The organism is Pedobacter sp. SG908, assembly GCF_011759615.1.
GTDB lineage: Bacteria > Bacteroidota > Bacteroidia > Sphingobacteriales > Sphingobacteriaceae > Pedobacter > Pedobacter riviphilus.
The window spans coordinates 859,150-884,900 of the sequence record NZ_JAAOYY010000001.1 but is presented as its reverse complement, the minus strand read 5'-3'; the positions used below and the strand labels follow the sequence as shown (position 1 = coordinate 884,900).

Sequence of the window (25,751 nt, the reverse complement as noted above, 5' to 3'; positions counted from 1 at the left end):
ATTTATTCTATTTGTCATCGAATTGTCATATAGTACAAATGTTCTTTACTTTGTTTTTTTAGCCTATCTTTGCATTATGACTGAGGATAATTTAAAAGAGATACTGGCTATGCCGGAAATCAATGCTACTGGTATTGCTAAAAAACTATATGGCGATAAGCCGACGTCCAGGTCTAGGCTAAATGATAAGGTCGCAAATAGAAAGTCTGGTAACGGACATCAGCGATTAACAGATGATGATCTTGCCAAGGCATCAGCCATCCTACAAGACTTGGCCAAAGCAATAACAGACAGGCTCTAAACCCCGCTAAGCGCACGCACACCCAATCCTTTTTTCTTGTTGATGAATGATAAATATTCGGTATGGAAAGCACTCACTATAAAATCCTTTAATGTGTCGGTTAAGTGGCCGTTTTTTTCATAGGTAAGTCCCTCGATACTGGCATGCTTAGTTCTAACCTTTAACATAGATCCATCTTTATCAGTCTTGGTCTCAATATAATCATTGATTGATTTACGGCAATGCTCTGCTATTTCAAACGATAAACCCGGTATTTCCCCGGCAAATATTGCGTTAACAAAATCGGCAATAGTTGACACTACTGGCGCATTATTAAGCATCTTATCATCAAACTTAAAGCCCTCATTACTCATTCCCTCTGTAAACAGCTGGAAGAAACTTTTTTTATCATCAGATATGGTATTCCGAGACTTGGTTGACTTATCACCATAAATCATCACCCGGCCAACATAGCCGATATCCTTCAGCCATTGCCCAACATTTTTACCGGCTTTTGTCGCTGTATTGATTGGATCCTCAGCCGGAAGCTCATGCACCTGGCGAATGATCCATCCGTTACCCGTCTTAACCAGCTGCCAAATAGAAACGGCGATGTAAGGGTAAACGTTATTGTCAATGGATACATGCATCATGTTGGATATATCCCAATCCAATGGCCGAACGTGATCACTTAATTCAAACTTACGCAGGAACTCTCCACCTGTTTTTAATTGAACATCCCAATTCCCCTCAACATAAACCTCATATTCGTAATGGTTAAGGTTTTCCCTTAGCGAAGGAAGATAATGCGGCTGTGCAGCTAAAAGAGGTAAATTATCATGGATTCGAGACTGAATGTAATGCCATGTTGGTTTAAGTGTTCCTTTCTTCCACGGTGTATAAATCAATTCTTTTACCCACCCTTGAGTTGGATTGCATGTCGCCATTACAATTGGCTTAGGCTGGATAGTAAGCTTTGGTATAATGTAGGATCCGGCCCGCTCAAAAGCTTTAAACAAACTCATCTGCTGACACTCGTTTATTTCCTCAAAGCCAAAGCCATTAACCTCTAAACCTTTCCATCTATCCAGCTCCTTATCCTGGTTATAGTTTTCAGGGAAAAATATAATCTGGCTACCGTTTTTAAATGTCACCGTATGGGTTTCATTGTTCATCTTCTCAATGAATGTATCCGGTTTTATTTTATTCCATGATGGATAAAGGTTTTTCTTAATTGTCGGTAAATTCTTACGAACTACAGCCCATCTGGATCCAGGGAATACTTTACATAACAAACAGAAGATAGCAAGAAGCACAAACGTTTTACCACCACGGATTGCACCGCCATAAAGAACAAAAGAAAATTCACCACCCGTAACAGCAGTAAAGAACTCACCCTGTTTTGGAAACGATTCAAAAAGCGTTATTTCCTCAGGAAGAATATCCTCATCCGATTCAAAACTAAAACTCAATTTTTTGTCCGTTAAAAATCATTACCTGTTTAGCTGCAGGTGTTTCAGGAATACCATCATGTTTGATGTTTTGATTGTCAGCTAAGCCAAGTGTTCTGGAAATTATATTTGAATTGTAAGCGCCAACTGTTGCACCCTCCCACTGTTGTGTTGATATGATATCTTCTATACGCGAAATGACCGTAGAAAAATCTTTGTCAGTCTTTTTAAGAGACTTTTTAAATTGCCTAAAGAATGCAGTATTGCAGTTAAGGTATAAACAAAGTGCTCCGAGTGAGTATGGTCTTGCTGTTGGCAGATGGGCTAAAGATTCAACTACTTCATTTCCTTCGTTATCCTCAACTACTACAGGCTTTTTAAGCTGTTCAACTTTCATCCAAGGGTTTTCATCACACCAGGCAAAATATTCGCATGCAGCGTTCCATAGCTTTGTTGAGGATTCAAATAATTTATCCCTGCCATGTTTGCTACGTTGTTTCCAGAAAGCATTTCCTTTTGGTGCCGCCATAACTACACAAGATTAAGTTCCCAATCCATATCCCTTACAGAATACTTCTTAAAATATTCTTTCACTTGTTCAATCCTGGCGCGTTTGGTTGGGTTTTTCATGTATACTTCTCCGATGGTACGAAGGGCGTTAATGTTTTCTGGATTGGTGTATCCAAGAACTTTTGCGGCTTCATCACGGATTCCGATTGGTAGCTTTTGAACTTTGGTACCCACAAATGATGCAGGGCAATAGAAGTAATAAACACAAGATGCAAAGTAAATCTGCTTATCCCTAGCATCCAGGTCAGGGAACATGCTGTTGACTACCTCCTGCACTTCCTTGATGTAGTGCAAATCGGTAAGCATTGGCGTTACCTCTTCTTGTAGGGCTGCATAAAGCGCATAGTTGCGATGTGCCAATACCCTGCTAATAATCAATCCCTCCTGTGGCATAATCTCGTGTTGTTTCACAAAGTTATATTTTTTATATCAAATTGTTATAAGATTAACGAAAATTTTTTTTATTATCCCGGCTGTTCAATTTTTTTTCGCAATACCACTTATCTCCATGTGGTGTTTCAGTTGCGAATGGGCATGTCGAAAAAGGCTTATCGCATTGGCATTCTTTTGATTTATCTGCTGTATTTTTGGAAGTGTCCATTTCTTATGAGATTGATTAATAATGATTCTGGTTGATTAATTGGATTTTGTTTGCCTAGCTCAAGAATATCTATGGTGCATTCTTCTGGTTTTCCAGTAGGCCAAATACGCACTACACACCACACTCTTCCTTTCGCATCCTTATACCAGTCGTATGGTTTTAATTCCCGTATTTCGTTTGATTTAGGCATTGTATTGGTCGATTACTAATAAAAACTCTTGTTCTGAATGAACGATAACGTAAGTATGCCCCAGCTGTGTGATGGTTTTCTCCCATTCTATCTGCTGTTTACTTTGCGATCCAGTTGGTGTTTTCCATTCTATCCATAGTATTCCTCCGTTATTTAGTATGAATGCCATGTCCGCTACACCTGGTAAAACTCCCATTGATTTGTTTAATGCTCCTTTTATTGAGTTCTGACTGTTGTTGTTTATCGCGAAGACCCTTCCGCGAAGGTCTGGCCGATTGTTCCATAGATTAACATAAGCCTTGCTTTGAATTGCTACTTCTGATTGATCTCTAAATTCCATATTCTTAATATTTAAAAAGGTAAGGAGGTAATTAATCGGTAAGTAATCTATTTTTCTACTTACCGCCCCAAAAATTGCTTTTAAATATATTTTGAGGTTGTTTATTGTTCTTATTATTATAAAAAGGTAAGGAGGTAAGTATATATTAATGTTAGTATTGTTCAGAACATTATTAGCAATACTGTCAATTTTTCAAACACGATATAGAATCAAATCATCTAATAAAATAATTTATCCATACCTTCTTACCGCCTAAAATGGAATTACCTCATCATCAGCACCTTGCGAAGGTGTAAATAATTCATTTTCGTTACCTCCGGTAACTACCTTATTAGAAAATCGAACTAATTCGTATCTTTTCAGGTCAGATCCATTTATCTTTTTTGATTTTGGATCACCAAAAAGCCTTCGGCACTCCATTCCAAATTTTTTAATATTGGTAATTTTTTGCTTTGTATTAGTTTCTATTATATCCTTAATTTGAGAGTTAGTTAGCCATTCTGAATATTTACCTGGAGTAGGCGGCGAAAAAAACTCCATAAGTAATTCGCGCTCGAATGGTACCCCCTCAAAATCTTTAGACATTGCATTCAGCTCCGCCAATTCCTCTGTTGTTAGCTGCCACATTTCTCCATCCTCATAAGCCCTATATGCTTCCATAAAAAGCTCATCTTTATCAATTGAATTATACAGCTCATGATCAAGTGAAATAACATTTATTGGCAATATCCTTGTGTTACCTGTAGGATCATTTATAACTTCATGATCGTTACTGGTTCCACAAAGCACAGCAAGCCTCTTAAAATCTTCGTTGTTTCGTCCGTACGGTGCGCGGAGCGAGAATATGGATTTACTCGTTAGTTCTTTGAATCTTTTTTCATCCTGCTTACTCTTGCCTCCCATCTCGTCATCCATTACTATAAGTTTCTGACACATTAACATGTCATCATCCTTACCTGCATCTAACTTAGATTCAGCATAATACTTCTGCAATCCCCGAGGCAATAGCCTGCGGAACCATTCTGTTTTACCAGTGTTTTGTCCTCCACAAAGAGCAAGTACAGACCGAACTGGATGACCATTGTATGCCGCTATCAGTGAAATGAACCATTTTCTAACAAAAATTTCTTTCATTTTAGTTTCGGAACGGATACATTTGGCAAGGGATGCAATATTTCCTACAGATCTACGATGTATGTTTTTTTCAATATATTCGGTAATTGGGTTAAATTCACTTATAAAGTCGGAGAAAATATAACTCTCACAAAGGTCCTTTGTGATATCTTTTGTATTAAAAAACATTCTCGCACGAAGATAAATGCTATTTATTCTTTCCCTTTTAACCTCCTTTCCAGCTTCATCAATTACCCTGGTGATGCTATTTACTCTCATTGGATGATTTTGCTGCATCCACTCAAAAAAAGCCTGAATAAGTTCATCCGTATCTCCAGAAGCAGACTTTATCGATATATCATCACGTTTGAATACTTCATCAACCAAGTTTTCAGCCTGAACAGGATCAAGGCCATTTATTTCGGTCAACTGCTGCTTTACCGCTTCTTTATTCCTACCCGATTTTTTAGCCATTGCGGCTATTTGCAGAGGTTTGTTATCGGTAACTGGTGCGTGAATACCAACCTGCTTCAACATCCAATACAGTGTCCCAACAGTTATTCCTTGCTTATTTCCTTTTAATGCAATATCATACTGCTTCTCAGCATGCCTGCTATCATATTTCTCGGACACTGAGCACAACGAATGGAACCATTGCCTGCCGTTGTCTCCAAATCCATCTGCTAAAGCAAAGGCAAGCTTATAATATGAGTCATAATCAGGGGCAATATTATGACCAAGGTTAACGCATTCTGTTATCATTTCGCCAACAGTATCTCCTGGAATAACAATTGGAAGTGAATGAATTTTCTTCGGCTTAGCAGTAACAAATTTTCCTATTCTGGATTTTTCATTCAGGAACAATTCTGGGTCATAAGATGCAAAACGCAAAGATGCGGGATTACTAGGAGCTCTATCAACAACTATACCGAATGATTGAAAATAATAGTTTCTCAACCAATTATATGACTCTTTATGTTTCTCTGGATTGATACGGACGAAAACGGCAAGACCACCACCACTAGCAGATTTAAATAAAGCAAAAGTGTATGGGTCATCCAATAGGGCTGACTTATCGGTAAAATAGTCGATGTCTATACAAATGAATCCACTATGCTCTATTATATTTTCCTCTTTCCTTTCTACGAAAGTGCCTGAAATAGTAACTGATGGCAATCCGGTTTTGAGCCTATCACGGATTGTTTTTTCCTGTTCAATTCGAATTTTTTCAACCTGATCTTTCCATTTACCATATTTAACTTGATTAAGGAAATCAATTACAGTTGTAATCTCATCCGATACATGGGGCTGTCCCTTCCTTGGAAATGATTTAAAAAATGAAATTTTCCCCATAATTAACCTATCAATTTATAATCCGTATATTCACAATCATCCATTCCATCCATCTGCCTTTCGATCCACCCTTTTTTGTAGCCTTTGATGTTGGCATAGTATAGTATCGTATCTTTACCCATTGACCTAACAACCCGCCAAATGAATGTAGATTTATATGATTTGCTTTTTTCTAATTCAATCAATTGATCAATAGTTAAATCACTTATTCGTCTACCAATCAACCCAGACGGAACTTTCGGTGTAACCTCTACCATCACTCCCTCTTTCGTTGCTGCTTCAGCGATATGGAAAACATATCCACAGAAGTTACATTCCCTTGCAGATATCGGGACCAAACATTCGCATTCTTCATTTCCACATTTTTTAACTGGTGCAGATGTTTCCTGCTTTTCCTTTGGCTCTTTCAACTTCCAAAGTCTTGGTTCATTCCACATTCCATGTCTATCATGGTTCATACCGAAATCAAGTAAAATGAAATGTGGTTTAGCAGATGATGCAATTGCTGCCAAACGTTCTTCATCAGTGGATAGTCCATCTAAGACTCCTGGCAATGCTCTAGAACCTCGGCCAACACACTGCAAGAACAAGGGCAATGATTTAGTTGCACGGTTCATTATAACACAACTTATAGTTGGTTCATCATATCCAGTCGTAAGTATTCCACAATTATTCAAAACTTGAAAATGACCTGCAGTGAACGCTGCCAGAATACGATCTCTTTCTTCCTTAGTAGTTTTACTTGTAACGTATTCACTTGAAATTCCAGCAGCAACAAAAGCTTGGTGAGTTTTGATAGTATGTTCAATGTTGACATTAAAACAAATTGTTTTTAATCCCATCGCATACTTCTTCCACCAATCAATTACTCCATCGTAAAGAACAGCTTTATCGAAATGAGAAAGCAATGAATAATCAGTATATTCTCCAGATTTTGTTTCCAAATCCGAAAAATCATCCTGCATTTGATAAGCTTTACATTTAACTAGATATCCTCTAGATACGAGCTCAGGAACATCAATAACTTGCACTATGTTTTGGTAGTATTTGAAAAAGTGATTACCAACCGGGGTTGCTGTAGCACCAATTACTTTTGCGTTCGGATATTTTTCGAGTATGCTGGTGAAGTTTCCTTTATGACTTTCGTCTATGATTATCAGATTAGGCTCAATGGAAAGGTTTTTCCTTCTCTTAAGCGTTTCTACCATACCTAGGTATACAGTTGCTCCTTCGTAAATGTGTTTTTTATTTGGTGAAATTTCTTCAACAGTAATGCCAACTCTATTTAGTGACTTTATGGTTTGTTTAAATAACTCTGTTCTGTCAGTAAGTATTAATGTTACGGTACCTTTGCTATGCGCCATCCTTGCCATTTCACAAAAAACGACAGTTTTGCCTGCGCCGGTTGGGAGCGTCAATACCTGTCTTTGATGTTTATTCGCAAATCCTTCCCTAAGATGAAATATGCTTTCTGATTGGTATGTTCTTAGCTGCATAATCAATCAGTTTTATACCATACACTAGCAGATGATACTCCTAGATCCTTCAGTTTTAATGCTGCTGATTCTACCAACTTCGTTCTTCCTGATGCCTGATAATTTGTTTTGAAGAAGATGAATCGATATCCTTTATGCCAACCATTCATCTTCTCCCCAATTTGCAAACCACATTCTGAAGCTACTAAATCAACTTCTTTTTGCTTCCACCCTGTAAAATCAACAATTACAGTATCCAAATTACAAGATCCGGAATCTTCTATGGATGAAAGATTTTCTATGAATCTTTTTGTTTCAATAATGACGTTAGCCAAATCACTTATATTATTGCTCATATACTAAATATTATGTAATCGTGAATTAATTTGTTATAATTCTTAATCCTTCTGGTGTTGTAACTCTGGATAGTGCTACATACATTTGGCCGCGTTGGAAACAAGGTCTAGTTAGATCCACAGTAACTTCGCTAAAGGTTAGGCCCTGTGATTTATGAATAGAAAGAGCGTATGCCAGTTTGATTGGATACTGCTTTATGGTGCCGATTACTTTTAATTCAAGTGCATCCTTTGCATCATTAAGAACATATTCTTTTTTAGTAAACTCAACCTCATTCAATGCGTGATCCACCTCTCCAACTCGAATGTATTGGCAACCGGCATGGGATACGAATGTGCCTATGGTACCATTAACCAAGTCATTGTTTTTGCTATTAACCAAATACATAATCTTGCAGCCATTTTTAACCCGAACAACTGTTTCTAGGTTGAAATCGTCGGCTTTTAAATTTCCGGTTATTTCAGCATGGTATTCGAACAAATCTCCGTTGACAGCATCAATGCCAAGTTTATTATACTTTTGAACGGTAGCATTATGAGGGGCCAGTATTACTCCTTTTGGCTCGGTGCCTACGAACTTTCTGAAATATTCGGCTTTACCACCTTCACGAATAATATTTAACGCTTCAATAAAATCTGGATTGCTTTGGCGTAGAACCTCATCAAGTTCAATATTGGTAACATTTAGTTTTGGATAAATCTTAGCATTGAAAAATTCTTCACCATCATAAGTTTGATATAGAACGGATCTCGTATTGTCATCGAGTGGAGAAGGCAACTGCTTTAGATCTCCAATAAAAATAACCTGTTTAGTAGAAAGCGGTGCACATCCATTTTTTAATAATGTCCAGTTTATCCCATCCAAAATATCAGGTCGAAGCATTGATATCTCATCAATCAGAAGAACATCAATAGCATCCAACATCCTGCGTTTTTCACCTTTAAGAAAATTGCAGTTTTCGAATGATGTTACACCGAATGGATTTAGATTAAACATCGAATGAATCGTTTGACCACCAACATTGTTTGCCGCTATTCCTGTAGGAGCAAGCGCCACAACCTTTTTTCCTAGTATGCGCAATTCTTCAATGGCCTTTTTTACCACAAAGGTTTTTCCTGTCCCAGCTTTACCGGTAAGAAATACATTTTGGCCCGCGAGAACAGCGCCCAAGAAATCGGATTGTTTGGTCGATAAACTCATTATTAGTTTCGTTTTATTTAAACCCCACCCCTATACAAAAATGGCCGTCAAGCATTCCAATATGGCTATTGGAGTATGTACAGGGGTGGAATTTGTTAATGTCTTAAGGTTCGGTGACGGCCGCATAACAAATATACAAATTAATCTTTTTAATATCAAATTGTGATAACTTTTAGTCACAAAAAAAATTAATCTTGCTTTCTAATACTAATGTTATTGTCGTTAACTCTCGCTTCTTAAAAAGCCAGTGTCTTTCGATCAGATTTGAGATCAGCTGACCGTAACATCCCGTTAACCTGGCAATCTGGGCAACTGTACTTCCGTTTGCGAACAGTTCAATGACCAGAGCGATACCTGCCTTATCCTTTATACTGAATCGTGACTTTTGCAGATTTAGCTCCATTCTGTATCGCTGCACGGATCGCTCACTGAGGTTAGTAAGATTACCCAGTTGCTTATCATCCATGTGATGCCAGTTTTTAGATATGAAGGCCTTTTTTTCTTGATGGGTCATAATAATATACTACTAGATTTAAGTGGATAGCTTACCCAATTGCCTTTACTCCAAAATTATCCGGTATTTCAGTCTTACCTATTTCACCACGAGACACAAGCTTTACAGCTTCAAGTGTTAATTTATTAGCATTTATGATTTGGTTAGCAATACCGCTCATTGCCTTGGCTCGATCGATCTCTTTATCAAGATCTTCTTTACTTAAATCTTCGTCATTTAATCTTTCGAGTTGAGCAAATAAATGATCATTAAGATCTGCTATTTTATTTCTGGCCATGTTTTTTGATTTTTCTATTAATTAAAAATTGTGTTTTCTTCGCTTGTATTAATTCAGGATGTTTTAAATATTCCAGTTTTAGTTCCTTATGCATCTTTTTTGATTTGGTAGCCAAATAAGATGCTATCTTATTATCACTTGGGTTATCTAAATCATTATTGCGAAGCATGTTTTCTTGCATTGTGATTAGTTCCCAATTTGAAGGATCGCAATTAGTAATATCATCAGTAAGTGATACCAATATATGTCCTTGCGGAATGTATCCATTAACTTTTTCCTATTCTACCCGGTGTTTCAACCTGAACTTACCTTTAGTTACCCTGATCTGAACATATCCATCTTTAGATATGCGCTCGTAACCATCATGTTTAGTATTGTGAGGTTCATTACCTTTATTAAACCGCGTTGCTTTTGTGCGTTCAATAGCTTCAGCGCTCATATAATCAGTTTGTTTTTTACCTTTGTTTGGTGGAATATTTCCAGGTTTAATGCGGCTTTCAAGTTTGAACTTTTCGGTGATATGAACAGGCACAACGATTCCCAACAGCGCCATCCTTTGTCTGGCACTACTCTCAGATCTGCCCAAGTTTTTAGACATTCTCTTTGCAGGAATGCTGAGGTAGTTATCTCTTAGATACTTATCCTCTTCTGGGGTAAATTTTCTCATGCCACCGCCCCTACTTTATCCTGCACAACTTTTCTGGCTTTCATAGGCTTCATTGCGCGTTTTATTCGATACATATTTTTATTAACCAAGTCCACTATAGATTGATGATGTTTAGTTGGCTTATTATCAAGTCCACGCGACTGGAGTATGCGAAAATATTTTAATGAAACTTCAACAGTTTCAGTTGGCACCCCATCGACTTTTGCTGATAAAACGAGGGAATCGGTTTTTGAAAAATAGTTGTTTGTGAAAACGCAATGGCCATGTGCCTTGCCTTCTTCAAAAAACTCCTTGACACTTTCTAAAACCTTGATAGATAAGCTGCCATAGCTCAACCTTATCCCAAAGAAAATGCCTTTATCTTTGATGTATGTCGAACTATCCATTTCGGCTTTGATCCGTTGCTTTTCAGCATCTTCAGCATTTCTGATTTCATCCTGTATTCTCCTAATTTCCTGTTGCTTTTGAACATACTTATTATGGATCTGCTTATAATTTTTAGCGCACACATATTTTGGACTTTGCAGATCTTTACCATCTTTTTTAAGCAACTTCAAATAATCTAACCAGGTGATGCCGTCATCAATCTTAAAGTTATTGCGAATAGCAATTTTAATGGATGACCATACTTCCCGAACCTCATGAGATCTATTACCAATCCGGCATGACAATAAATCGTACTGTTTAGCTTTGATCAAAGTTTCAGATATGCTATCATGAAGTAAGTTCTTGAATAGATCAAACAACCCGATATCCCTCACCTTTGAAGTAAAACCGTTACGTTTATAGATCGGCAGACAGTTGAATTTCGGATATACGGCTGTAGACCAAGGATAATAATCAGCACCCCTGTAACTTCGGCCACCACCTCTTATTTCCATATCGCCACTATAAGATTGATTGCCCATAAACTGAACTCTGCCTATAATGGTAACATCAGTTTCTGGTTTAAACCACTGTTGGACGATCTCGAAAGTGTATTGTGTCGGTTTTTCGCCCACCCTGTGATGCGACCAGATCTCAAAGTGTCGTAAAACTTGAAATCCACCCAATACATCAACAATCGCTAGCTTTTGACTCGTTTGACTAAATTTTTTCTTTTTGGTATCCTCAATAGTTAATGTAGTGCCGCAAGTCGGGCATTTGCATTTTTCCCCTGTCCTTGGCCCATCCCAAATATTACCACAGTCCAAACAGAAAACTTTACTTTTTGTACGATAGGCAACATGTCTAAGGCAATTCTTATATCCCCATTTTTCCTGCGCTTGGTTGATATCAGGCAGCTTTTGACTTAAAGCATATATCTCATGATCGAGTTTAGTTCTTGGCTTCATAATCAGAATAGTGAAGATTGATTAGATATAACTGGTTTAGCTTTCTTGATAGGCAGTGATGGATTAGCCATCGGTATTGCAGATTTATCTACTTTGCTATTTGAAGGCATAGAATGATTAACAACTACATTCCCATTAATACTTTTCACATCTTTAATGCTATCCTCATCAAAGTAATGTACAGCCATATTAAATACTTCTTCATCTGCAAAGCCAGCACACCCTGATTTTTTAACTTCACTAAATATGTAATTGATACATTCATCTAGTGATTTATTTTCTTTTGCCAAAGTCGCGGCAAATAGTGGATCATTAACAGCTCGGTGCTGTAAATGATCATTGATGATTTTTTTAAATGCTTCAGTTCCTTTTGACATGGTCGTTTAAGTTTAATACCTCAACTCACGGGTAGACTAAGTCCGTTTTAAAAGTTGAGGGGGATTGGGTGGCAATATTGCCGGTTTATAATAATTCTGTTTGTTTTCCTACTTCGGCCATCGGCATAAATGGAATACCGCAAAACTTAAGGACTTCTCCTAAGCCACATTTTATTACGACTATGTGCCAGTATTTAGGATGAGTTACAGCAAGGCGTTGAATTCTGTTATTTTTTGTTTTATCATCTAAATGGAGTCCAAATAAACAGAATGTGCACCCGGTAGATTTCTCACCAGTTAGAAAAGTCCAAACCTTAGTACCATCTAACTGCTCAACCCAACGCCATCTATCATAGTAAATCTCACAATGGCGTATTCCGTACAATTCACTATATTCCCATATATCCTTTTCAGTCCAAATACTTATTGGTCGGCATTTTTCGTGGCCCTCTTCAAATGAGTTGCATCCGGTTATGTAGTAAGACACTTTTCTCTGGGCCGATTCATTTACAGTTGTTCCTATTATAGGTTTAAGACCTGTTTTTACTTCAAATAACTTAAATGGCTGTTTTTTGAAAATATCACAACATTTATCTGAAACTTTAAATGGAGCATCTAATAGCTTGCGCCACATTTTTGGCAGCATAGATCCTTTTGATATTGAACCATCACTTTTAATTCCATGTAGATAGAGATTTTTTGTTGCCGCATTCGTGGGTGAGGGATTTGAAATATATCCTTTTAATCTCCTAATCATCATGGCTATTTTTTTACTACCAACAGCTACACCAATTTCCTTGATAACCCTAGTAAACCCCATTTTTGGCTTAAGTTCAGTAACATTGTCAAATGTTTTTACGTACTCAACAATCTCGGGAAATTCTAATCCGGTATTGCAAAACGAATCGCATGGCTTAGCGTAGCTGACAACCTTTCTCCAAATATGTATCGGTAAGTCATCTTTAAATCTTCCGTCCCAAATTCCATCAATCAAATCCTTAACTGTTCTGGAGTCTTTCCCGCCGGAGAAAGTATTATAAACCTCCCCATCCATTTCAATGACAAACTCAGCAATCCGGTTAACTGCCCATTTTCTTTTCAGTTCCAATGGCCATGCTAATCTTATTGCTAATTCCTGTGGTGTGACTTTCATAAAACGTAAGGTTTTGTACCCCCAAAGCCCCGCATGGCGAACCAGGCAGGGCGATAGGCGGGCTTTTGCTACCTAGAACGGGAAATCATCATCCGGATCAGGCGTAGCGCTTGCTGCCGTTGTAGTGGCAGTCGATGGCGCTGTTTGTTGCGATGGCGCTGCTGATCCAACCTTACTGATCTTCCACATAACGATACTGTTAAACCATCGGTCTACCCCATCCTTGGTGTACTTCTTGCCTCGTAGATTGCAGTCAAGCGTTACTACATCACCTGCAGCAGCTCCGCAATCTTTTAGCTTCGCAATGTTGTCGTTGTGGCACTCCACGCTGATTTCCTGCGGGTACTGGCTGTCAAACTCCGTTCGGATGATGACATTTGTTTTTTTGAAGGTTTCCGAGATCTGCTCAACACCTGTCGTTTGGATTAATTGTCCTGTTAATTGCATTGTTTACGTATTAAATTGTTTACTTATTCGCCATACACCTGGCCGGCTTTGCCAACATTGGCGGTTAATTAATAATTTAAATCCCATCTTTTAGCTAGTATTGCCTCAGCTTTTGGAGCTGACATTGGGAGGTGATCGCTTATCTTTTCAGCAGAGATCCACTCGCCTGTTTTAGAATTTTGGAACCACTTTGCATTCTTTTTGATAATATGCATGGGTAATGATGAAAGATCGATTTTCTTTTTCATATCAATACTTTTAATATCAAATTGTGATAGTTTTTAAGCAAAAAATATATTTACACCCTTACTCCAGTAGTATCTTCAAAGATATCAGCATCGAAATTGGGCAGATATGTGATGTGTTGATTAAGCGGATTGGATTAGAAATTTTGAATTCATTAATTGTTCGATGTATTCTCGGCACTTTTCGACACGGAATATCAATTCATCTATAACCGATTGATCTTTGGTGACTGTGAAAGTTTTTAAACGTAACTCAGGGATTAGGTTTGAGTAGGTCATTTCAGCCTTAACCTTATTATACAACTCGTGACTTATAGCCCCCATGCTACCTTCTTTCCAGCTCATTCTTCGCATTTCCTCTTTCATGATGTCCAAAGGTGCATCCATTAGGCAATAGCAAAGAGTTGCATATTGATGGCCCGTTAAATGCAGATAAACCTGTAATTGAGTTTCGTAACCTTTGGTAGGAATCTCAGTTTCAAAAAGCGGAAAGCTGAATGCGTCATAAGAATTTTTAATATCAATTACATGACTTTGATCTTCCAAAATTATATCAGGGGTTCCCTGCATGAAATCATCTTCAAACCATTCATCGTTCTTCTTAGCACCTTCCCATCCGTGGTATTCTGATGCAAATTCAATGGCACCATCTTCACACCGAATTCCCTTTTCAAGATAAAGATTGCTAAAGTGCTTGCGCCTGTTGTAAAGCTGCTCTTTAACCCATTTTTGGCAATATGTTTTTGCGCCTTCCGGTAATTCAGGATTTTCGAACTTGTAAATGAGGTTAGCTAGTTCAACTTCCATCTTTTCAGTTAAGGGTTTAGCGCTACCCAAAGCCGACTGCTCTTTTCTTGTAATTAGTTCAAGTAACTTAGCGTTCTGAACGTCAGTTAATCCCATAGTGCCGCCTAAAATTTCGCTGGCGGCACTTGCTCTTATTTTAAATAATGGCAGGTTCATAATTAAGCTGCATTTGTTAATGATGCCAAAATGTTTGCAATCTCTGTTTCCTGCTCAGGGGTGAAGTCGAAGAATTCGCGTTTAGCAACTAATTCTGGTTCACCTTTCTTTTTAAGCTTGGCAATAAATGCCTTATATTCTGCATCAGGCATTAATACTGGTACTTTAGGCTCTGGAGTTGTAGAGGGAGTTAGTTTAGCTTTGAGTTGGTCTTTCAAGCAAATATTAGCTTCTTGCTCATGACGAGGTAAAGATTTATAAACGTTAGCTAATTCTGCCAAAGTAGTTGCTTCACGTAGTTTGTCAGATGCAGGTTTTTCTGCAACACCACTTTCACACCATTCTTTAATTTGCTCACCAATTTCCTCTGTGATTAAGAATGGGTTTTTACCTTCAAATAAATTGGTTCTATCTTTGGATGGTATAGCAAGGTGAGTATCGCGATCAATGTTTAATGAAACAGTTAATTCATATTCCCACCCTTCACGTTGCTGATCTTTCATGCCAACCTTTTTAACCTTTTTATCTTCACCCATTACCGTTTCAGTTTTAGAACGGGTACAGGTAATTACGTGTGCAGGACATTGAAGCACTTTATTTACAAATCGATCGTGACGAGGCGTTGTTTGCGACCATGCACTCCAAGTATTGCCACGAAACTTTGCTTGCGCCAATGTTTCGTTTTCTTCCAACAGAGTAGTCCATTCATGTGTGGTGCTATCCATAATGATTACCTCCATTCCGGCGGCTAGGCATACATCAATAGCTTCTATGTATTTTTCTGGAGTAAATGGTGCGCTAATATCGATAGTGTTAAATTCGCCCAAATGCGAATAAAGTGACGCCGATCCATTTTCAGTATCAATAACTGCGATTTTGTTCCAATCCCCTACCAGACCTTTTGCCATTCTTAAAGCCGAATAAGTTTTACCAGCTCCTGATGGTGCAGAAATGTTAAGCCTTAACTTAACCTGTTTTCTGGATGCCTTTTTTAATTCCATGACTATTATATTAATGTGTGAATATTGTTACTACTGTATAAACTATTGCTATGACAAAAGCTACTACCGACACTATAAAGGCCGTATCAGCGCTCATGTGTTTCCAAGTTGCTTTAGCTGCTCTTCTAACTGCTGCTTTTTTGGCTTCCCTGTATTGGGCGTGCTGGTGCGCAATCTTATCGTAGACTGCCTGCACTTTTGTTGGATTACCTACCATAGTTGATGATGTTTAGCATTTCATTTGTAAGGGTAATCATTTCAGCAGCAGATGCCATGTCCACACGGCGCTGATACTCTTGTAATAGTCGGTCGAAAGCTGTCATTTTTTATTGGTCTTTATGAAATGATTGATTTAGATAACTGTCAATTGTTGATTGCTTTATTTTCCATTCCCCTCCAACCTTGCTGCAACCTATCTTATGTTTATTCTGAAATATCCATGGGTAACTTTTACCCAGTATTTCTGCTGCCTGGTTAAGATCATATAATGGATCTTTTTTCAAGACGTTATTAGCAAGCTGAACAACCAGCGCTTTTAAATCTGTGATATCCTGCTTTAGCCCAATCCATTCTTCAGTTTCGACTAATGTTACTCCTTGCATGGTTCTCTCCTTTTCCAACTCGCAACTACTGTTTTGCCTTTTCGGTTAACACTATATTCACGGTCTGGGAAACGCTCGTTAGCCAAACTTGCCTGATTGCGTATATAGCCTTCACGACTGATTAAGAACGGAGCTTCCTTCCCTTCTGGGAGCGACTTAAGGATTGTCATAACCCCAATTGCCGGAGTTGTTTGTGCTAATTCCATATTATTATTATTTTAATGGTATTTTTTCGTAAACCACATTACAATAGGTGATTCCAGTAATTGTGTTTTTCAATATTGATTTATAATCTCTGTCAGAAATCTGACCCTTAATTAAGGGATAAAACCTGTTTGGATTTTTATAATACATGGCCTGTAGTTAATTAATTAGTCCTTTTTTCATTCCGAAGTAAACAAGCTCTTTTCCACCCTGTAATCCAGTCTTGTTTCTAATGTTTTTCAAATGCGAAAGCAATGTGAAGTAGCTCATATTTAGATTATAAGCCAATTCCTTATCCGGCAGAATCGAGCCCTGAACAATCTCTATCTCCCGCTTCGTCAATATGCCAACCTCAACTTCCAGGTTAATACCCCAATTATTAGCTAGTGAGTTCATAGTAGTAGTTATTTGCGATATGCGTTTTAAATGTTTATAATTACCTTTGTGTTATTGTTATGTGATACAAATATAGTTCGTGTTTACGAACTATACAAATAATTAATTCGTAAAAACGAACATAAATATGTAAATGACTGATTTAAAGCTAGATAATTTTGCACAAAAGTTCGTAAAATTAAACCAAATTCGAGAGCATTTCGATTTTAAGAACGATTCGGAGTTCGCAAAAGCGATCAAAACTTCAAAATCTTACTTTTCAGAAATTAAATCTTCAAGAAAAATACCTAAGACTATGGGCCAAAAGCTAGAAGATAACCTAAGAGTTTCTAGGCGATGGTTTGAGAATAACGAAGGAGAAATGATACTCCCTGTCGACATTTCAAATGGAAGATTAATTGGAGAATTAAATTACCCAATTGAACAAGGAGAAACCCCATTTATTGAGCTTGGAGATGGACAATATTTAATGGTAATGCCTTTAGTTAATGAATATGCGTACGCAGGGTATTTATCTGGCTACGCTGACCCTGAGTATATTGAAGAACTATCTAAACATACTATAATAGTAACAAAGCAGCATAGGGGCAACTATAGAGCTTTTGAGATAGTTGGAGACTCAATGGATGACGGATCTAAGGAAAGCATACCAGACGGGAGTATTGCTACCGGTAGGGAGATACAAAGACATCTTTGGAGGAGTCCATTTCATACTCACAGATTTAAAGATTATATAATTGTACATAAAACTGAAGGAATATTAAATAAACGTATCATAAAACATGATGTTGAAAGCGGATTCATTACATGTCACTCGCTTAATCCAGATAAAGACACTTATCCAGATTTTAATATTCAACTTGATGATGTAAAGCAAATATTCAATATCGTAAACGTTTCAATACCAAGATAAAATGAAAAAATCTATTTTAACATTACTAACATTTATTCCTTTTCTAAGCTTTGGTCAATCTCAATTCAATCTGACAGAAAATGGGTTTGTAGGCTCGGATACAACACTAAAATATAATGTGTATACCTATAGCAATGCCAAAAAAGAAACTTTGTATAAAAAAGCGTTGATTTACCTATCGTCTATTTATAATAATCCAGATAAAGTTTTGACTAAAATAGATGGTGAATCTATTATTATTAACGCAATAGACGTATCTTCGATAAAAGACGACAAACTAACTTGGTATATTTATCAAATCGACTATAATATAGTTATACAATTTAAAGATGGAAGAGTAAAAATAGAACCATATATAAAACGGTTAACTGAGGATAACACTATAAAAACAGTGAATCAAATTTACTTGAAATCAAGTGACTCGCCTAAGCCAGTAGAAATAGATGCAATTTTTATCAAAAATGAGGGCCGCAAAGGATATTTCCTTTATAAAAAATCTATTAAAAATTCAATAGATAATTGGATTAATTCATTTGTATTTAATTTGGATAGAGAGTTAAAAAAGAATGATTGGTAAAACAATAAATTCTAATAATGACCAAAAAGGAGCAGTCGGCTATTAGATTGGGAATTATCAACCGGGTATTTTCTGCAGTGATGCATATCCTGGAGGAAAGCCATATTTATGGAACAGACCTTTGGCCAGTTAATGGATTTAAGGCTGGTGCTTGGCCAGATCTTGATGAGAATGGCATTTATAAATACGACACGATAAACATTTACATTATTGCACAGGCTGAACCGGCTATGTATAAGGTAAGGTTTAACAACTGGAATACCAGCGAACAGCGAATAGTAGATCAAACCAATCAAATGCTTTTAATATTTGGTGATGCGGTTTACGATAATATTCACTTTACCATGGAATACCCTGAGCAAGAGAATGACCTTTGGTTAATTAGAAATGGCGATGAGCTATGCGGTTACCTGGATTATAAGTACACCATCCAATAAATCAGCTAGTAGTTATTTGGTATTGCGCGAACAGCGCCAGCAAATTACCTTTGTAATATAATTTATAAAAAATGTCAGGAATTAAAAATAAAATAGCATCAGATCCGGCGGAGCAGCAAAGAATTAAGAGATTGATACATTTCAGAACCAAGTACATTTCTCCTAGCCAGAACAAGGCAGCGAAACTATTGGACACACCTCAATCAACCTTGTCTTATGTAGAGAATGGCGAAAGGCAGATCAGCCTATCTCTTTTAGAGAAAATTTACACAAAATATAACATGAACTCGGAATGGTTCAGGAACGGGACAGGACCCGAGGTATTGAAGGACCCAAAGAAAAGAAATACCATTGATACGATCACTGAACTACGTGCCGAAATTAGCGTTTTAGAGAAAAAGATTAAAGTATTTGAGATAAATCAAATCAAAACATTCAACCTCCTGGATGCACTGGAGAAACGATTGGATAAGGCTGGAATTTAACGGTCACTTACACCATGCTTACACCATACATAATTAAATACATTATAAACAATTAACTTATAACACTTTATATAAAATTATAAATATTTGCGCTGCAAATATAATATATAATCACTTAATAATAATTCTAAATATGTCAGCATTAACTCAAGAAAAAGCAATAATCGCGTTCAACAAACTAGGTAAATTGCTTACAAACCCTACTGACATACTAGGAAATGCATTTTATAGTGCCGAAAGTGCTAATGCATGGTTTACTGCAGAAAACATAAAAAAATCTATTTTATCTTTTGCTGAAATGTTAAATGAGGCTGATTTGGCCATTTGGTTCGAATCGGTTAAGTTTAGTACATCACCTAAAAAGGTTGGTTTAATCCTGGCAGGAAACATACCACTGGTGGGTTTACATGATGTTTTATGTGTATTGGCCACCGGTAATATTGCTTTAATCAAACTTTCTTCGGCTGATGATAAATTAATTAAAGCCGTAATTGCCGAACTGATTAAAATAGAACCTGCTTTTGATGATAAAATAGAGTATGTTGAGCGTTTAAAAGATTTTGACGCCGTTATTGCAACAGGAAGCAACAATTCATCACGCTATTTTGACTACTATTTTAGCAAGGTACCCAACATTATCAGGAAAAACAGAAATAGTGTAGCAGTTTTAGATGGTTCGGAAAGTTTCGAGGATATTCAAAACCTGGGTAACGATATTTTTGATTATTTTGGCTTAGGCTGTAGAAATGTATCTAAAATATATTTCCCAAAAGGATATGATATTGCGAATTTTTATGAAGGTATAGAAAGTTTTCAGCCTATTATCAACCACTTTAAATACAATAACAATTACGATTACAATAAATCTATCTATCTGGTTAATGCGGCCAAACATTTCGACAACGGCTTTTTGTTACTAAAGGAGGATGAAAGCTTTACATCGCCTTTGGCTGTCCTCTTTTACGAAGAATATAATAAGCTCCAAGAAGTAGAAGATAAATTAAGGGAAAATTCAGAAAACATTCAGTGTATCATTACCAAATCGCCTTTAAGTTTCAACACTTTCAGCTTTGGCCAAAGCCAGCATCCCAAACTTTGGGATTATGCAGATAATGTAAATACTGTAGAGTTTTTGAATGGGTTAAACTAATATTGGCCAGTAACTTTGCTCATTCATAGCAATTTAGATTCTAAATTTATTTAATATTGCATAAACCTGAGCCAGTAAATGCACTCTCTATTAAAAGCGTTATTTTTTCTTTCTATCTTCTTGTTTGCAAATTTAGCAAAAGCACAACTTTGTAGTGGAACTTTCGGACAACCACTCATTAGTCAAACCTTTGGACAGGGAAATAGTACAGATAATTGGTATGGCCCATTGGCGCAGTATGCACCAGGCGCCTCTACTTATACAACTTTTGTTGGTCCTCCGGGAGTAAGCCCACGTAATTTAACGGCTAATCAATCGGGTTTGGTTAAAACGCCAGCTACACCAGGCAATCCCCTTCCCATTTACTGGCAACCACACACTGATCATACTGGAGATCCTAATGGTTTGATGCTTTTAATTGATGGTATAGCAACTCGAACTGTATTTTTTGAGCAGCGAATGGATAATCTATGCCCAAATACCATTTTACGTTTATCCATTTGGGTATTAAATGCAAATTCGCCTGCTGCCAATGCCCAAACCCCAAACATGATCTTGCGCATCACTGATCCTAATAATAATATATTAGGCGAAAAACCAACCGAAAATGTACCCGCAGATGGAACATGGCATCAATATTCCGTTGAATTTAGTAATAGCAATAGCTCAACGGTAATCTTACAATTGGTTAATAACACACCAACAAATAGTGGTAATGATTTTGCTTTAGATGATATTACCGTACAAGCCTGCGGACCAGCTATTGCTCCGTTTTTCAACACGAATGCGCCTTTATTAAACATGTGTGAGGGTAATACCAGCAATTTCGTTTTAGATGCAAATATTACTGCAGGCTATACAAACGCAGTTTACCAATGGCAGGAAAATACAGGTAGCGGCTGGACTGACATTGCCGGCAAAACAACGAAACAAGCTGCTATAGATTTTTCAAATCGCGTAGCTGGCACTTATCAATATCGGTTAATTACGGCTATGAATGGCAATATCGATAGAACTTACTGCAGGGCAGTATCGGAGCCAATAAAGGTTACTGTAAATCCATTGCCAACAGCTTCGGCAGAAAATTCTGGACCAGTTTGTATTGGTAATAACATTCAGTTAAATGCATCTGGCGGAACAAGTTACAACTGGACGGGCCCGAATCAATTTAGTTCAACAGATAAAAGTCCATCTATCCCCAATGCTACCAAAGCGATGGAAGGTACTTATACCGTTCAGGTGACTGCAAATGGATGTACATTCCCTGCAACAACAACAATTGAGATTTTAGATCCAATAATTCCGATAACCAATATCCAAAGCGCAACCATTTGTGAAGGTAAATCGGTTCAATTAGAAGCATCGGGTGGCTCTACCTATCTTTGGCGCCCATCAAAAGGTCTGTCAGATCCTCAAATCGCTAACCCAATCGCCTCACCAACTGAAACCACGACATATACTGTCCAGGTTTCTAATGGAAGATGTTCAGCAGATGCAGAAATCACCGTCAATGTGAATAAAAATGTAATGGCCGATGCAGGTGCGGATCAAACGATCGTTACCGGACAATCAACCATTTTAAACGGTAAAGTGAGTGGAGATGATTTTACCTATTTCTGGACACCATCAGATTATCTCGACGATCCTACCAAACTCAATCCAATTGCTACACCAACTGAAGACATTACCTATACTTTACATGCCAGCTCAAATTTAGGCTGTAACAGCAGCAGTGATGAAGTTTTCATCAAGGTTTATCCAAAAGTGGTAATCCCCAATACCTTTACGCCAAATGGTGATAATGTAAACGATACCTGGAACATTCCAGCTATTACATCTTTCCCTAATTCAATTGTGAAAGTAACCAACCGATATGGCCAGCTCGTTTACCAGAGCATCGGAACTTTTAAAGCCTGGGATGGAAAAATGAATGGGAAAGATCTTCCCCCAGCAATATATTATTATAGCATTTATTTAAACAAAGATTTTAAAAGCTATACCGGCTGGGTAATGCTGATGAGATAAAAAGGACTTCATTCTTTCGCTTATCATTTGGAAATGCTATTTTTGGACACAATGTATATCGTTAAAGTTAAAGGCATAGCCAAAATTCCAGATTACGTACAGTTAAGAGATGACAAGTTTACACTTTTAGCTTATTTTAGGGTTGATAGGCCTGATAAATCGCTGGAAAAACTCGGACTTGGAGACAGGCAAGAATACATTATGGAAATGGTTAAAGATTTGCCTTTCGGGCAGATTGCAAAATTAGAAATATAAAATGGCAGGCAATTCAGTAATTCATTTAAGCAATGTTGATGTTTTTCAGCAGAAACATCTAGTCCTCTCAAACGTAAATTTACATATCGAAAAAGATGAATTTGTATTCCTTATCGGGCAAACAGGTTCAGGTAAGAGCAGTTTGCTTAAGATATTATATGGCGACTTACACATTGGCAATGGCGAAGGCAATATTGCTGGTTTCGACCTTAAAAACCTAAAAGAAAATCAGGTGCCGTTTTTACGCCGTAAACTGGGTGTAGTTTTTCAGGATTTTCAATTGCTTACCGATAGAACTATTGAAAAAAATCTCGAATTTGTGCTTAAAGCAACAGGCTGGAAAGATGAAAAACTAATTAACGAACGCATTAAAGATGTTTTAGACAAAGTTGGTTTGCGTTCTAAAATCAAAAAAATGCCACACGAAATTTCTGGTGGTGAGCAGCAGCGTATTGTTATTGCCAGGGCTTTATTAAATGATCCAGAGATAATCTTAGCTGATGAGCCAACCGGGAATTTAGATCCGGAAACATCAGAAGAAATTGTAACCCTTTTAAAACAGATTAGCCAGGCCGGAACTGCTGTATTAATGGCCACACACGATTACCATATCATCCGCACTTTCCCTTCGCGCATTATTAAATGTGAGAATGGAATTGTGCACGAAGATGCACAAATTGTATAAAAAATTCTGACATCCGTCAGCTAATCAGCCAATCTGTTCAGATAAATACAAATAAATCTGACAGCTTGGCTGATTTCCGTTTATGGCAAAATAGTTGAGATTAACACAAAAAAATTCAGCCCAGTATTATGTTTAATAAGAAGAAAAATAACGATAAAGAAGAAAATATAATGAATCCTGAAAATACATCAGAAAATACTGCTGAGAATGTAGAGAATACTGATGCTCCTATCGCTGAAACTGAGCAGGCACCCGAATTATCTGCAGAAGAAAAATTGCAAGCGGAAGTTCAACAACTTAACGACAAATATTTACGTTTATACGCTGAGTTCGATAATTATAAACGTCGTACACAAAAAGAACGCGTAGAATTATTGCAAACGGCTGGTAAAGATGTAATTGTTTCACTTTTACCTGTTTTAGATGATTTCGACCGTGCATTAAAAGCAATGGAAACTGCTGCTGACGTTGCCCCGGTTAAAGAAGGCATTTTATTGGTAAGCACAAAGCTAAAAAACACCTTAGCACAAAAAGGATTGAAAGATGTAGAAAGCATCAGTCAACCTTTCAATACCGATTTCCACGAAGCAATTACCAATATCCCTGCTCCTAGCGATGATCTTAAAGGGAAAGTGATTGACGAAGTTGAAAAAGGTTATACCTTAAATGATAATGTAATCCGCTTTGCTAAAGTTGTAGTTGGAGCGTAAGAAATAATTATTGAATGATTGAATTTTGAATGACTGAATTAACATTCTCTCATTCCATCACTCAATCATTTAATCATTTTATAAAGAAGATGAGTAAAAGAGATTATTACGACGTATTAGGCGTAACTAGGGGCGCAGCCACTGATGAGATAAAGAAAGCTTATCGCAAGATGGCGATTAAATATCATCCAGATAAAAATCCAGGAGATAAAGCTGCTGAAGATAAATTTAAGGAAGCTGCCGAAGCTTACGAAGTTTTAAGCAGTCCGGATAAAAAACAACGTTATGACCAATACGGTCATGCAGGTGTTGGAGGCGCAAGTGGCGGTGGTTACGGTGGCGGCATGAACATGGACGATATTTTTAGCAATTTCGGCGATGTATTTGGGGGTCACAATCCTTTCGAAAGCTTTTTTGGTGGTGGTGGCGGCCAGCAACGTGGCGGTCGTCGTGTAGCAAAAGGCTCTAACCTACGTATAAAAGTTAAATTAACACTAGAGGAAATTGCACATGGTGCAGAAAAGAAAATCAAGGTTAATAAACTAATTGTTTGTAAAACCTGCGACGGCTCTGGTGCAAAGGATAAATCATCGGTAAGCACCTGTGGTACCTGCGGTGGTAGCGGCCAGGTGCGTAGAGTAACCAATACCATTTTAGGCCAGATGCAAACAGCATCTACCTGCCCTACCTGTAATGGTAGCGGTCAGCAAATTACGGCTAAGTGTTCAGTTTGTCATGGAGACGGTGTTGTACGTGGCGAAGAAACCATTACCATCAATATTCCTGCAGGTGTAAGTGAAGGTATGCAATTAAGCATGAGTGGAAAAGGAAATGCAGCACCTAATGGTGGCATCCCTGGCGATTTAATTATCTTAATTGAAGAAACGCCACACGAAACGCTTAAACGTGAAGGCAACAATATTGTATACGATTTACATTTAAGTTTTGTTGATGCTGCTTTAGGGATGAGTATAGAAGTACCAACTATTGATGGTAAAGCAAAAATAAAAATTGAACCAGGTACCCAAAGCGGAAAATTATTGCGCTTAAAAGGTAAAGGTTTGCCAGAAGTGAATTCTTACCATAGAGGTGATGAGATTATCCACATCAACATCTGGACCCCAAAAGCTTTAAGTAGCGACGAACGTAATGCTTTAGAAAAATTACGTGAATCGCCAAACTTTAAGCCACAACCGGGTAAAAACGATAAGAGTTTCTTCGAAAGAATGAAAGAATACTTCGAGTAATTAATTAAATATAAATTGAAAAACCGATGTCGCAAGCATCGGTTTTCTTGTTTAAAATAGATAAATCTCTTCTAAGTGTCGTCTTGCGAAAAGGTTTTTCAGCCGAGGAAACCCGCCTGCAGCATTCAGGCAATCTTTACAGCATGACGAACTTTCT

30 protein-coding genes and 1 pseudogene are annotated in these 25,751 nt (G+C 37.5%); 11 read left to right on the top strand and 20 right to left on the bottom strand.

The genetic code is table 11. From position 1 onward, the window contains the following. The first annotated feature begins 76 nt into the window (after window positions 1–76). Window positions 77–301, top strand: coding sequence for a hypothetical protein (locus FHT21_RS03720; RefSeq protein ID WP_167293419.1), 225 nt, complete (start codon window positions 77–79; stop codon window positions 299–301). Here FHT21_RS03720 and FHT21_RS03715 read toward each other — a convergent pair. The 20 genes and pseudogenes from FHT21_RS03715 to FHT21_RS03620 all read right to left on the bottom strand — a co-directional run bounded on the left by FHT21_RS03715 (window position 298) and on the right by FHT21_RS03620 (window position 17,110). Next, window positions 298–1,752 (bottom strand): terminase family protein, encoded by a 1,455-nt coding sequence (locus FHT21_RS03715; protein ID WP_167293418.1) that lies wholly within the window; start codon window positions 1,750–1,752, stop codon window positions 298–300. The genes FHT21_RS03720 and FHT21_RS03715 overlap by 4 nt on opposite strands. Beyond that, window positions 1,742–2,260 carry a terminase small subunit gene (locus tag FHT21_RS03710; RefSeq protein ID WP_167293417.1) on the bottom strand — a complete coding sequence of 173 codons (519 nt, stop codon included), beginning with the start codon at window positions 2,258–2,260 and terminating at the stop codon, window positions 1,742–1,744. The genes FHT21_RS03715 and FHT21_RS03710 overlap by 11 nt, the downstream gene beginning before the upstream one ends. A 2-nt stretch (window positions 2,261–2,262) precedes the next feature. Then, on the bottom strand, window positions 2,263–2,712 hold the full coding sequence (locus FHT21_RS03705) for a hypothetical protein (protein ID WP_167293416.1): 450 nt from the start codon (window positions 2,710–2,712) through the stop codon (window positions 2,263–2,265). Between the two features lie 372 nt (window positions 2,713–3,084). Further along, a complete protein-coding gene (locus tag FHT21_RS03700; RefSeq protein ID WP_167293415.1) occupies window positions 3,085–3,432 on the bottom strand; it encodes a hypothetical protein in 348 nt (115 codons plus the stop codon). A gap of 252 nt (window positions 3,433–3,684) precedes the next feature. Beyond that, window positions 3,685–5,898, bottom strand: a complete 2,214-nt coding sequence (locus FHT21_RS03695) for a VapE domain-containing protein (RefSeq protein ID WP_167293414.1) — start codon at window positions 5,896–5,898, stop codon at window positions 3,685–3,687. 2 nt (window positions 5,899–5,900) lie between these two features. After that, window positions 5,901–7,394 carry a DEAD/DEAH box helicase family protein gene (locus FHT21_RS03690; protein WP_167293413.1) on the bottom strand — a complete coding sequence of 498 codons (1,494 nt, stop codon included), beginning with the start codon at window positions 7,392–7,394 and terminating at the stop codon, window positions 5,901–5,903. 2 nt (window positions 7,395–7,396) lie between these two features. Further along, entirely contained in the window at window positions 7,397–7,729 is a 333-nt protein-coding gene (locus FHT21_RS03685; RefSeq protein ID WP_167293412.1) for a hypothetical protein, read from the bottom strand. Between the two features lie 25 nt (window positions 7,730–7,754). Next, window positions 7,755–8,930 (bottom strand): AAA family ATPase, encoded by a 1,176-nt coding sequence (locus FHT21_RS03680; RefSeq protein ID WP_167293411.1) that lies wholly within the window; start codon window positions 8,928–8,930, stop codon window positions 7,755–7,757. A gap of 545 nt (window positions 8,931–9,475) precedes the next feature. Next, window positions 9,476–9,721 (bottom strand): hypothetical protein, encoded by a 246-nt coding sequence (locus FHT21_RS03675; protein ID WP_167293410.1) that lies wholly within the window; start codon window positions 9,719–9,721, stop codon window positions 9,476–9,478. Beyond that, window positions 9,708–9,986 (bottom strand): annotated as a pseudogene (locus tag FHT21_RS03670) (hypothetical protein); the annotation flags it as partial. The gene FHT21_RS03675 and the pseudogene FHT21_RS03670, both read right to left, overlap by 14 nt. Before the next feature lie 12 nt (window positions 9,987–9,998). Further along, window positions 9,999–10,388 (bottom strand): hypothetical protein, encoded by a 390-nt coding sequence (locus FHT21_RS03665; protein WP_167293408.1) that lies wholly within the window; start codon window positions 10,386–10,388, stop codon window positions 9,999–10,001. Next, entirely contained in the window at window positions 10,385–11,722 is a 1,338-nt protein-coding gene (locus tag FHT21_RS03660) for a PcfJ domain-containing protein (protein WP_167293407.1), read from the bottom strand. Before FHT21_RS03660 ends, FHT21_RS03665 begins: the two co-directional genes overlap by 4 nt. Before the next feature lie 2 nt (window positions 11,723–11,724). Next, the gene (locus FHT21_RS03655) at window positions 11,725–12,099 is read right to left on the bottom strand and encodes a PcfK-like family protein (RefSeq protein WP_167293406.1); all 375 of its coding nucleotides are present in this window, start codon (window positions 12,097–12,099) and stop codon (window positions 11,725–11,727) included. An 85-nt stretch (window positions 12,100–12,184) separates the two neighbouring features. Next, complete coding sequence (locus tag FHT21_RS03650) at window positions 12,185–13,252, bottom strand: phosphoadenosine phosphosulfate reductase family protein (RefSeq protein ID WP_167293405.1); 1,068 nt, start codon at window positions 13,250–13,252, stop codon at window positions 12,185–12,187. 72 nt (window positions 13,253–13,324) lie between these two features. Continuing rightward, the gene (locus tag FHT21_RS03645) at window positions 13,325–13,699 is read right to left on the bottom strand and encodes a DUF3127 domain-containing protein (RefSeq protein WP_167293404.1); all 375 of its coding nucleotides are present in this window, start codon (window positions 13,697–13,699) and stop codon (window positions 13,325–13,327) included. Between the two features lie 68 nt (window positions 13,700–13,767). Then, a complete protein-coding gene (locus tag FHT21_RS03640) occupies window positions 13,768–13,947 on the bottom strand; it encodes a hypothetical protein (RefSeq protein WP_167293403.1) in 180 nt (59 codons plus the stop codon). Window positions 13,948–14,067: 120 nt separating this feature from the next. After that, window positions 14,068–14,907 (bottom strand): hypothetical protein, encoded by an 840-nt coding sequence (locus FHT21_RS03635; RefSeq protein ID WP_167293402.1) that lies wholly within the window; start codon window positions 14,905–14,907, stop codon window positions 14,068–14,070. A gap of 2 nt (window positions 14,908–14,909) precedes the next feature. After that, entirely contained in the window at window positions 14,910–15,908 is a 999-nt protein-coding gene (locus tag FHT21_RS03630) for an AAA family ATPase (RefSeq protein ID WP_167293401.1), read from the bottom strand. Window positions 15,909–16,234: 326 nt separating this feature from the next. Further along, window positions 16,235–16,528 carry a helix-turn-helix domain-containing protein gene (locus FHT21_RS03625; RefSeq protein ID WP_167293400.1) on the bottom strand — a complete coding sequence of 98 codons (294 nt, stop codon included), beginning with the start codon at window positions 16,526–16,528 and terminating at the stop codon, window positions 16,235–16,237. Between the two features lie 345 nt (window positions 16,529–16,873). Further along, window positions 16,874–17,110, bottom strand: a complete 237-nt coding sequence (locus tag FHT21_RS03620; protein WP_167293399.1) for a helix-turn-helix transcriptional regulator — start codon at window positions 17,108–17,110, stop codon at window positions 16,874–16,876. 133 nt (window positions 17,111–17,243) lie between these two features. Here FHT21_RS03620 and FHT21_RS03615 point away from each other — a divergent pair, with 133 nt between their 5' ends. The 10 genes from FHT21_RS03615 to dnaJ all read left to right on the top strand — a co-directional run bounded on the left by FHT21_RS03615 (window position 17,244) and on the right by dnaJ (window position 25,594). Further along, window positions 17,244–18,023 carry a hypothetical protein gene (locus tag FHT21_RS03615; RefSeq protein ID WP_167293398.1) on the top strand — a complete coding sequence of 260 codons (780 nt, stop codon included), beginning with the start codon at window positions 17,244–17,246 and terminating at the stop codon, window positions 18,021–18,023. Between the two features lies 1 nt (window position 18,024). Continuing rightward, entirely contained in the window at window positions 18,025–18,600 is a 576-nt protein-coding gene (locus tag FHT21_RS03610) for a DUF4468 domain-containing protein (protein ID WP_167293397.1), read from the top strand. A 17-nt stretch (window positions 18,601–18,617) separates the two neighbouring features. Then, entirely contained in the window at window positions 18,618–19,037 is a 420-nt protein-coding gene (locus tag FHT21_RS03605; protein ID WP_167293396.1) for a hypothetical protein, read from the top strand. Between the two features lie 71 nt (window positions 19,038–19,108). Then, window positions 19,109–19,522, top strand: coding sequence for a helix-turn-helix transcriptional regulator (locus FHT21_RS03600; RefSeq protein WP_167293395.1), 414 nt, complete (start codon window positions 19,109–19,111; stop codon window positions 19,520–19,522). A 133-nt stretch (window positions 19,523–19,655) separates the two neighbouring features. Further along, window positions 19,656–20,672 carry an acyl-CoA reductase gene (locus tag FHT21_RS03595; protein WP_167293394.1) on the top strand — a complete coding sequence of 339 codons (1,017 nt, stop codon included), beginning with the start codon at window positions 19,656–19,658 and terminating at the stop codon, window positions 20,670–20,672. Window positions 20,673–20,750: 78 nt separating this feature from the next. Beyond that, window positions 20,751–22,697, top strand: a complete 1,947-nt coding sequence (locus FHT21_RS03590) for a gliding motility-associated C-terminal domain-containing protein (RefSeq protein ID WP_167293393.1) — start codon at window positions 20,751–20,753, stop codon at window positions 22,695–22,697. Between the two features lie 51 nt (window positions 22,698–22,748). Beyond that, window positions 22,749–22,952 (top strand): fructose-6-phosphate aldolase, encoded by a 204-nt coding sequence (locus tag FHT21_RS03585; protein WP_167293392.1) that lies wholly within the window; start codon window positions 22,749–22,751, stop codon window positions 22,950–22,952. Between the two features lies 1 nt (window position 22,953). Continuing rightward, window positions 22,954–23,637, top strand: a complete 684-nt coding sequence (locus tag FHT21_RS03580) for an ATP-binding cassette domain-containing protein (protein WP_167293391.1) — start codon at window positions 22,954–22,956, stop codon at window positions 23,635–23,637. 128 nt (window positions 23,638–23,765) lie between these two features. Then, on the top strand, window positions 23,766–24,347 hold the full coding sequence (locus FHT21_RS03575; protein ID WP_029278681.1) for a nucleotide exchange factor GrpE: 582 nt from the start codon (window positions 23,766–23,768) through the stop codon (window positions 24,345–24,347). Between the two features lie 89 nt (window positions 24,348–24,436). Then, window positions 24,437–25,594: a molecular chaperone DnaJ gene (gene dnaJ / locus FHT21_RS03570; protein ID WP_167293390.1), complete on the top strand. Its 1,158-nt coding sequence runs from the start codon at window positions 24,437–24,439 to the stop codon at window positions 25,592–25,594. Window positions 25,595–25,751 lie beyond the last annotated feature (157 nt).

Coding starts and splice junctions, on each gene's coding strand:
- FHT21_RS03620 (WP_167293399.1), bottom strand. CDS start 17,110: ATGAACTCACTAGCTAATAATTGGGGTATTAACCTGGAAGTTGAGGTT.
- FHT21_RS03650 (WP_167293405.1), bottom strand. CDS start 13,252: ATGAAAGTCACACCACAGGAATTAGCAATAAGATTAGCATGGCCATTG.
- FHT21_RS03630 (WP_167293401.1), bottom strand. CDS start 15,908: ATGGAATTAAAAAAGGCATCCAGAAAACAGGTTAAGTTAAGGCTTAAC.
- FHT21_RS03595 (WP_167293394.1), top strand. CDS start 19,656: ATGTCAGCATTAACTCAAGAAAAAGCAATAATCGCGTTCAACAAACTA.
- FHT21_RS03690 (WP_167293413.1), bottom strand. CDS start 7,394: ATGCAGCTAAGAACATACCAATCAGAAAGCATATTTCATCTTAGGGAA.
- FHT21_RS03720 (WP_167293419.1), top strand. CDS start 77: ATGACTGAGGATAATTTAAAAGAGATACTGGCTATGCCGGAAATCAAT.
- FHT21_RS03585 (WP_167293392.1), top strand. CDS start 22,749: ATGTATATCGTTAAAGTTAAAGGCATAGCCAAAATTCCAGATTACGTA.
- FHT21_RS03580 (WP_167293391.1), top strand. CDS start 22,954: ATGGCAGGCAATTCAGTAATTCATTTAAGCAATGTTGATGTTTTTCAG.
- FHT21_RS03660 (WP_167293407.1), bottom strand. CDS start 11,722: ATGAAGCCAAGAACTAAACTCGATCATGAGATATATGCTTTAAGTCAA.
- FHT21_RS03600 (WP_167293395.1), top strand. CDS start 19,109: ATGTCAGGAATTAAAAATAAAATAGCATCAGATCCGGCGGAGCAGCAA.
- dnaJ (WP_167293390.1), top strand. CDS start 24,437: ATGAGTAAAAGAGATTATTACGACGTATTAGGCGTAACTAGGGGCGCA.
- FHT21_RS03635 (WP_167293402.1), bottom strand. CDS start 14,907: ATGAACCTGCCATTATTTAAAATAAGAGCAAGTGCCGCCAGCGAAATT.
- FHT21_RS03590 (WP_167293393.1), top strand. CDS start 20,751: ATGCACTCTCTATTAAAAGCGTTATTTTTTCTTTCTATCTTCTTGTTT.
- FHT21_RS03700 (WP_167293415.1), bottom strand. CDS start 3,432: ATGGAATTTAGAGATCAATCAGAAGTAGCAATTCAAAGCAAGGCTTAT.
- FHT21_RS03575 (WP_029278681.1), top strand. CDS start 23,766: ATGTTTAATAAGAAGAAAAATAACGATAAAGAAGAAAATATAATGAAT.
- FHT21_RS03695 (WP_167293414.1), bottom strand. CDS start 5,898: ATGGGGAAAATTTCATTTTTTAAATCATTTCCAAGGAAGGGACAGCCC.
- FHT21_RS03675 (WP_167293410.1), bottom strand. CDS start 9,721: ATGGCCAGAAATAAAATAGCAGATCTTAATGATCATTTATTTGCTCAA.
- FHT21_RS03685 (WP_167293412.1), bottom strand. CDS start 7,729: ATGAGCAATAATATAAGTGATTTGGCTAACGTCATTATTGAAACAAAA.
- FHT21_RS03640 (WP_167293403.1), bottom strand. CDS start 13,947: ATGAAAAAGAAAATCGATCTTTCATCATTACCCATGCATATTATCAAA.
- FHT21_RS03615 (WP_167293398.1), top strand. CDS start 17,244: ATGACTGATTTAAAGCTAGATAATTTTGCACAAAAGTTCGTAAAATTA.
- FHT21_RS03680 (WP_167293411.1), bottom strand. CDS start 8,930: ATGAGTTTATCGACCAAACAATCCGATTTCTTGGGCGCTGTTCTCGCG.
- FHT21_RS03610 (WP_167293397.1), top strand. CDS start 18,025: ATGAAAAAATCTATTTTAACATTACTAACATTTATTCCTTTTCTAAGC.
- FHT21_RS03655 (WP_167293406.1), bottom strand. CDS start 12,099: ATGTCAAAAGGAACTGAAGCATTTAAAAAAATCATCAATGATCATTTA.
- FHT21_RS03665 (WP_167293408.1), bottom strand. CDS start 10,388: ATGAGAAAATTTACCCCAGAAGAGGATAAGTATCTAAGAGATAACTAC.
- FHT21_RS03710 (WP_167293417.1), bottom strand. CDS start 2,260: ATGGCGGCACCAAAAGGAAATGCTTTCTGGAAACAACGTAGCAAACAT.
- FHT21_RS03645 (WP_167293404.1), bottom strand. CDS start 13,699: ATGCAATTAACAGGACAATTAATCCAAACGACAGGTGTTGAGCAGATC.
- FHT21_RS03605 (WP_167293396.1), top strand. CDS start 18,618: ATGACCAAAAAGGAGCAGTCGGCTATTAGATTGGGAATTATCAACCGG.